Genomic DNA, 4,785 nt, shown 5'->3' with positions numbered 1-4,785 from the left:
CGCCCGGCGGTGCCTGGCTCCTTCCCGCCGCCGGTTGTCCGGCGCGCCCCCCGGTTGTCCGCTGCGCCCCCGCGCCGTAGTCTTTATGCAACTTGTTGTGCAAAGGAGTGCATCGTGGCCGTGGCCTACCCGAAGCTGTTCGAACCGCTGGACCTCGGCTTCACGGTCCTGCCCAACCGGGTGCTGATGGGGTCCATGCACGTCGGGCTGGAGGAGCTGCCCGGCGGCTTCGAGCGCATGGCGGCCTTCTACGCCGAACGCGCGCGCGGCGGCGTCGGACTGATCGTGACCGGCGGCTTCGCCCCCAACGCGGCCGGCAGGCTGCAGCCCGGCGGCGCCATGATGACGACGGCGGAGGAGGCCGCCCGCCACACGATCGTCACCGGCGCTGTCCACGCCGCCGGAGGGCGGATAGCGCTGCAGCTGCTGCACGCCGGACGTTACGCCGCGCATCCCGAGCCGGTGGCGCCCAGCCCGCTGCAGGCCCCGATCAGCCCGTTTACGCCCCGCGGGCTCAGCGAAGCGGAGATCGGGCAGACCATCGAGGACTTCGCGAACTCGGCCGCGCTGGCCCGCGAAGCGGGATACGACGGCGTCGAAATCATGGGGTCCGAGGGATACCTGATCAACGAGTTCATCGCAGCCCGCACCAACCGGCGGACGGACGGCTGGGGCGGCAGCTACCGGAACCGGATCCGCTTCCCGCTGGAGGTTGTCCGCCGGACCCGCGAGCGGGTGGGGGAGGATTTCATCATCATCTACCGGCTTTCCATGCTGGACTTGGTGGAAGGCGGCTCCACCTTCGAGGAAGTCGCCGAACTGGCCCGCGGAGTCGAGGCGGCGGGGGCCACCATCATCAATACCGGCATCGGCTGGCACGAATCCCGCGTGCCGACCATCGCCACCTCGGTCCCGCGTGCCGGCTTTTCCTGGGTCACCCGCCGGCTGATGGGCGCCGTCGGAATTCCGTTGGTAACCACCAACAGGATCAACAACCCGGATACCGCCGAGCAGCTGCTGGCCGACGGATACGCCGACATGGTGTCCATGGCCCGCCCGCTGCTCGCCGACCCGGCGTTCGTGCTCAAGGCCTCGCGCGGACGGGCGGACGAAATCAACACCTGCATCGCCTGCAACCAGGCCTGCCTGGACCACACCTTCGTCGGCAAGACCACCTCCTGTCTGGTCAATCCGCAGGCCTGCCACGAGACAGAACTGCTGATCGCGCCCGCCGCCGCGCCCAAATCGCTGGCCGTGGTCGGGGCGGGGCCGGCCGGGCTGGCCTGTGCGGTCACCGCGGCCAGGCGCGGGCACCGCGTCACCCTCTTCGAAGCGGCGGACGGCATCGGCGGCCAGTTCAACCTGGCCAAGCAGATCCCGGGCAAGGAAGAGTTCCACGAGACCATCCGCTACTTCAGCCGCCAGCTGGAGCTGCTCGGCGTCGAGGTGCGGCTGAAGACCCGGGCCACCGCGGCGGCCCTGGCCGAAGGCGGGTTTGACGAGGTCGTCCTCGCGACCGGCGTGGTGCCCCGGCTTCCGGACCTGGACGGCGTGGACCACCCGAGCGTGCTCGGCTATCTGGACGTGCTGCGCGACCACCGGCAGCTGGGTGACACGGTGGCGGTGCTGGGCGCCGGCGGCATCGGCTTCGACGTCAGCGCGTACATCACCCAGGCCGGCCCCAGCGCCACCCTGGATCCGGGCCGGTTCCGCGAGCACTGGGGGGTCGACGACGACCCGGCGGCGCGCGGCGGACTGGCCGCTCCCCGGCCCGAACGCCCGGCCCGCAGCGTCTACCTGCTGCAGCGCAAGGAATCCAAGCTCGGCGCCGGACTGGGCAAGACGACCGGGTGGATCCACCGGGCCGAGCTCAAGAGCCGCGGGGTGCAGATGATCCCGGCCGTGACCTACCGCAGGATCGACGACGACGGACTGCACCTGACCGTCGACGGCGCCGACACGGTGCTCGCCGTCGACAACGTGGTGCTCTGCACCGGCCAGGAGCCGCAGCGGGAGCTGCAGGATGCGCTGGAAGCGGCGGGGCTGCCGGTCCATTTGGTCGGCGGAGCCGACGTGGCAGCCGAACTCGACGCCAAACGCGCCATCAACCAGGCCACCCGGCTAGCCGCGGCGCTGTAACGGAGCGAGCTGTCATGTCCTTGCCGCACGCCATCCTCACCGCCCTGCTGGAGCGGCCCGGGTCCGGGGCGGAACTGGCCCGCCGGTTCGACAAGTCGTTCGGCTTCTTCTGGCCGGCGACGCACCAGCAGATCTACCGCGAGCTCGCCAAGTTGGAACAGAACGGCCTGGTCGAATCAACGGGCCGCGACTCCAGCCGCGGGCGCGCCAAGGAGTACCAGGTCCTTGCTGTCGGCCGGGAGGAACTGCGGCGCTGGACCGACGAACAGCAGAACCCGCGCCCCGTCCGGGAGGAGCTGATGATCCGCCTCCGCGCCTCCTCGGTGCTCGGAGACGTCCCGATCCACGGCGAAATCGAGCGGCATCTGGCCCTGCACCGCGCGCAGCTGGAGGCCTACCGCCAGCTCGAACAGCGGGGCACCTGGACCGACGCAAACCGGCTGCAGCGGGCCGTGCTGCAGGCGGGCATCATGTTCGAGCAGGCCTGGATCGAGTGGGCCGAGCAGACCCTGCAGGGGGAGTAGGAACACGAACCGGCACACGGCGCCGGGTGGCCGCTGTGCCAAAGGTCACCGCCCGCCGTCGTGCTCCCTGTCCCCGGCCAGCCGGAGCGTGCCGTACACTGGATACATCCCCCACTGTCGGTATTCCCTTAGTTCTGCGCGATAATGCCGTTTACGGTCTTGTCGAAGCGTCTGATTGTGTGTGGGCCCGCCTCTATGCGGCGGGCAGTTTCATGTTTGGGAGCGCCGGCTAAAGAAAACGCCGCCAGGTCTCTCCGCAGCTTGCGGGTGGCCAGCGAAGCGGCGGAAAGCCCTGCCACGGGATTGTAATAGCGCCGGGCTTTGAGTCAGAGGACCGCGGACATCGATGTGCCGCGGCCACCGGTCCCCAGCTGAATACGAGGAACTGCCCCGTGTCCGAAAACACTGTTAACACCCTGCCCGAAAACACCGACGGCGCCCCGGCCGTCGAAGACGAGAACACCGTACTCTTCACCGACTTCGGCCTCGACGGCCGTGTCCTGGCCGCACTGACCGACGTCGGCTACGAGAAGCCCTCGCCCATCCAGGCCGCCACCATTCCCGTCCTGCTCGAAGGCCGCGACGTCGTCGGCCTCGCGCAGACCGGCACGGGCAAGACCGCGGCGTTCGCGGTTCCCGCCCTCTCCCGGATGGCCGAGCTGCCGCCGACCAAGAACACGCAGATCCTGGTGCTGGCCCCCACCCGCGAGCTGGCCCTGCAGGTGGCCGAGGCCTTTTCCTCCTACGCCGCCCACATGGACGACTTCACCGTGCTGCCCGTCTACGGCGGCTCCGCGTACGGGCCCCAGCTGGCCGGCCTGCGCCGCGGCGCCCAGGTGGTTGTCGGTACCCCCGGCCGCGTGATCGACCACATCGAAAAGGGTTCGCTGGACCTGTCCGAACTCCAGTACCTGGTGCTGGACGAGGCCGACGAGATGCTGCGCATGGGCTTCGCCGAAGAGGTCGACCAGATCCTCTCCAAGACCCCGGAAAGCAAGCAGGTTGCCCTGTTCTCGGCGACCATGCCGACCGCCATCCGCCGGATCGCGAAGAAGTACCTGAAGGACCCGGCCGAGATCACGGTCAAGGCCAAGACCACCACGGGCACCAACACCCGCCAGCGCTACCTGCAGGTCATGGGCCCGCACAAGCTGGATGCCATGACCCGGATCCTGGAAGCCGAAGATTTCGACGGCGTCATCGCCTTCGTGCGCACCAAGATGGCTACCGAGGACCTGGCCGACAAGCTGAAGTCCCGCGGCTACCGGGCCGCCGCCATCAACGGCGACATCCCGCAGCAGCAGCGTGAGCGCACCGTCGAGGCCCTGCGCGACGGCAAGATCGACATCCTGGTCGCCACGGACGTCGCCGCCCGCGGGCTCGACGTCGAGCGCATCACCCTCGTGGTCAACTACGACATCCCGCACGACACCGAGTCCTACGTGCACCGCATCGGCCGCACCGGCCGTGCGGGCCGCTCGGGCGACGCCATCCTGTTCATGACCCCGCGCGAGAAGTACCTGCTGCGGGCGATCGAGAAGGCCACGCGCCAGCCCGTCGAGCAGATGCACCTGCCTTCGGCCGAGACCATCAACAACCTGCGCATGAGCAAGTTCGCGGAGCAGATCACCGAGACGCTGGCTTCCGAGGACGTCTCGATGTTCCGCGACCTGATTGCGAACTACGAGACCGAGCACGACGTCCCGGCCGCCGAGATCGCGGCCGCGCTGGCCGTCATGGCCCAGGGCGGACGCCCGCTGCTGGTCCAGGACCTGCCCGAGGCACCGAAGGGCCAGCGCGAGCGTGCCGGCGGCGGACGCGACGCCATGAATTCGCGCGGCCCGTCCCGCACCCTGACCGAGGGCAACGCGACCTACCGGATTGCCGTGGGGCGCCGGAACCGCGTGATGCCCGGGTCGATCGTCGGCGCCATCGCCAACGAGGGCGGCCTGTCCGCCGCGCAGATCGGCGGCATCGATATCCGCTCGGACCACTCGCTGGTCGAGCTGCCCGCGGACCTGAGCAAGGACCAGCTGCGCGCGCTGTCCAAGACCCGCATCGGCGGCGAGCTGATCCACCTGGAGCTGGATGGCGGCCGCAAGCCGCGCCGGGACCGCGACGA

General features: G+C 69.6%; 3 protein-coding genes. All 3 read left to right on the top strand.

What is annotated here, in order from left to right; all coding sequences use genetic code 11:
- Nucleotides 1-114 precede the first annotated feature (114 nt).
- Nucleotides 115-2,139, top strand: a complete 2,025-nt coding sequence (locus AC5RV2_RS14685) for an FAD-dependent oxidoreductase (RefSeq protein ID WP_494092939.1) — start codon at nt 115-117, stop codon at nt 2,137-2,139.
- Between the two features lie 14 nt (nt 2,140-2,153).
- Nucleotides 2,154-2,663: a PadR family transcriptional regulator gene (locus AC5RV2_RS14680; protein ID WP_494092938.1), complete on the top strand. Its 510-nt coding sequence runs from the start codon at nt 2,154-2,156 to the stop codon at nt 2,661-2,663.
- A gap of 416 nt (nt 2,664-3,079) precedes the next feature.
- Nucleotides 3,080-4,785: DEAD/DEAH box helicase (locus AC5RV2_RS14675; protein WP_494092940.1), on the top strand; the 1,706-nt coding region annotated here is incomplete at its 3' end.

It is taken from the genome of Arthrobacter sp. Y3225116 (assembly GCF_059091245.1).
This window is presented reverse-complemented; position numbering and strand designations above follow the sequence as displayed.

What these genes read in the sequence shown, in the direction of transcription:
- AC5RV2_RS14680 (WP_494092938.1), top strand. Translation starts at nt 2,154, where the DNA reads ATGTCCTTGCCGCACGCCATCCTCACCGCCCTGCTGGAGCGGCCCGGG.